General features: G+C 57.0%; 2 protein-coding genes. One reads left to right on the plus strand and one right to left on the minus strand.

Annotation, left to right across the window (positions count from 1 at the left end; translation table 11 throughout):
- Positions 1 to 74 precede the first annotated feature (74 nt).
- A complete protein-coding gene (locus tag P7F28_RS04180; RefSeq protein WP_277183181.1) occupies positions 75 to 1,496 on the minus strand; it encodes a cytosine permease in 1,422 nt (473 codons plus the stop codon).
- A gap of 235 nt (positions 1,497 to 1,731) precedes the next feature.
- On the opposite strand from P7F28_RS04180, the gene P7F28_RS04185 reads away from it, so the two are divergent.
- Complete coding sequence (locus tag P7F28_RS04185; protein WP_277183182.1) at positions 1,732 to 2,925, plus strand: porin; 1,194 nt, start codon at positions 1,732 to 1,734, stop codon at positions 2,923 to 2,925.
- Positions 2,926 to 3,081 lie beyond the last annotated feature (156 nt).

A 3,081-nucleotide genomic window follows, 5' to 3' on the forward strand; every position in this document is an offset into this window, starting at 1 on the left:
GCTTGCCAACAAGGTTGAAACAGTCGTGCGCCAGATGGTCACCGGCGCACTGGATGCTGTCAAAGCACTCTGATTCAAGGCAACATCAACCGATCCGGATGATTACGCGGCGTACGACGCATCGCCGCGTAATACACGATTCCCGGCACCACCAGTCCCAGAATCCACGAGATATCCGTGCCGCCGAGTGAATCGACGAAAGGGCCGGTGTAGAAGCTTGTCGAGATAAACGGCATCTGCACGATCACGCCAAGCGCATAGATAGCGATGGCTTTGACGTTCCATCGGCCATAACGTCCATCTGGATTCGACAGCGCGGGCACGTCGTAACGTGAGCGCGTAAAGCAGTAGTAATCGACCAGATTAATCGCGCTCCAGGGCGTGAAGAAGGCCAGCAGGAACAGAATGAACGCGGTGAATTCCTTCAGGAACGAATGCCGTCCTGCCAGCGCGACGAGCGTTGAAACGCCCACCATGCCGATCACATAAACGAAGCGATGCTTCGTGGAAATAGTCCTTTTCGCGCTGAATGCACTGACGATGGTCGCCATCGACATAAAGCTGCCGTAGGCATTGAGCGTGGTCACCGTGAGCTTGCCGAACGCGATGCTGAAGTACAGCAGCGCAGCCACGCCACCGCCCGCGCCGAGACTCACGATAAACGCGACTTCGTGATGCGCGAATGCATCGCCAGCGAGCGCGGCGGCGAATACGCCGAAGATCATCGCGGCTTGCGCGCCGATCACCGAGCCTAAGCCCACTGCGAAGAACGTGCGCATGGAAGATGTGGAACGCGGCAAATAGCGCGAATAATCCGCAACGTAAGGGCCAAACGCGATTTGCCACGATGCCGACAAAGACATCGACAGCAGAAAGCTCGCCATTGAAAAATGCCGCTTGTCGAGCAACGCGCCGATATCGTGTTGCGCAAATAGCCGCGCAAACATGAAGCAAAACGCGATGACGCCGATCACGCTCGCAATACGGCCGACCAGGTGGATCGCGCGATAGCCCAGCAAGGTCAGCAGTACGATCAAGACTGCGAACAAACAGATGCCGGTTGCATCGGACACGTTGAGCAGTTGTGCCGTGGCTTGTCCGGCCAGCACAGTACCGCTCGCGGAAAAGCCCACATACATGATGCACACGAGCACGATAGGAATGACCGCGCCGTACACGCCGAACTGCACGCGGCTGGAAATCATCTGCGGCAGGCCCAATTGCGGGCCTTGTGCGCCGTGCAACGCCATCACTGCGCCTCCAATCAGCTGACCGATCAGCAAGGCCACCAGCGACCAGAAAACATCGCCGCCGAGCACCACGGCAAGCGCGCCCGTGATGATGGCCGTGACCTGAAGATTCGCCGACAGCCATAGCGTGAACTGACTGTATAGCCGGCCATGACGTTCGTTGTCCGGAATGTAATCGATCGAGCGGGTTTCGACGACTTCTCTTGCGTCACCGGCGCGGCGGGCGTCGGAATTGGAAACGGACACGGCATGCTCCACACGGAATGGTTTATCGCATCTTCTTGTATAGACAAGCTAAGGCGATATTGGTAATAACCCGTGCGCCGTTCTTATCAGCGAGGTTTATCGAACAACACGCTTTTGGCTGATTTGCCGCTGGAAAAATGGGCCCGCAGACTTCGACGCAGCTGATCCCCGCAATACAACTCGATTGCGCCCACTTATCAAAAGCAAAGAAGGACTCGCACGCATGAGACTCACCCTGAAGAGCGCATCGCTCGCGTTGCTGGCTGTGGCAGGCACGGCGCAGGCACAGAGCGCGGTTACGCTGTATGGCATTGTCGATGACGGTTTCAACTGGACGTCCAACTCGGGCGGCCACACGCTCTACAACATGTCGAGCGGCGTGATGCAGGCGGCGCGTTGGGGCTTGCGCGGCAGAGAAGACCTTGGCGGTGGACTCGCGGCGGTGTTCGTGCTGGAGAACGGCTTCGATCTGAATAACGGCTCGCTGGCGCAGAAAAATCGCGGCAGCACACAAGGGCTGATGTTCGGGCGGCAGGCGTATGTGGGCTTGTCGAGTGAATATGGTTCGGTGCTGCTTGGCCGTCAGTACGATTCGGTTGTGGACTATGTGGGACCGTTCGAATCGGGTACGCAATGGGGCGGCTATATCGCTGCGCATCCGGGCGATCTCGACAATATCAACAACGCGTATCGCGTGAATAACGCCATTAAATATGCGAGCAAGCCGTATCGCGGTATCACGTTCGGTGGCGTGTACAGTCTCGGTGGCGTGGCGGGATCGGTGTCGCGCAATCAGTTGTGGTCATTGGGCGCGGGCTATTCGAACGGACCGTTCACGGCAGGCGTCGGTTATTTGAATGCGCGCAATCCGAACGTGGGTTTCTTTGGCGATAACGGCGCGAGCACGGCAGCGGCAGCGAGCGCGAATTTCATTTCATCGCCTGTTTATAGTGGTTATGCATCGGCGCACACGTATCAGGTCATCGCAACGGGCGCGGCGTATGTGTTCGGCGGCGCGACTATCGGCGCCACGTATTCGAACGTGCAATTCAAGAGCCTTGGCGATACGGCGACTTCAGGCCCGAATCCGCGCGGCTATAGCGGCAATGCCACGTTCAACAACGTCGAAGTGAATTTCAAGTATCAGTTCACGCCTGCGTTGATCGTGGGTGCATCGTTCGACTATACGAAGGGCGGTGAAGTGGATTCGGCCACCGGAGCCAATCCGGGCGCGAAGTACTATCAGGGCGCGATCGGCGCGGATTACTTCCTTTCCAAGCGTACGGACGTGTATGTGATCGGCGTCTATCAGATGGCATCGGGCACGGATTCGACGGGCACAACCGCAGTGGCCGCGATCAACAACCTTACTCCTTCTACCAGCGACCGCCAAAGCACGGTGCGTTTAGGCATTCGCCATAAATTCTAAGACGCTTAGCTAAGAAAATTGCGCGGGTTAAGCCGATGCATGCTCGCGCATAAAATTCAATCGTGCATTTCGGCAATTGCGCGCTAAGGATTGTTCAGGCGAATATCCCTAAGCTTGACGCCAAAATAAATAGAAATTACCAATAGCGCCTCAGCA

It is taken from the genome of Caballeronia sp. BR00000012568055 (genome assembly GCF_029439455.1).
Classification (GTDB): Bacteria; Pseudomonadota; Gammaproteobacteria; order Burkholderiales; family Burkholderiaceae; genus Caballeronia.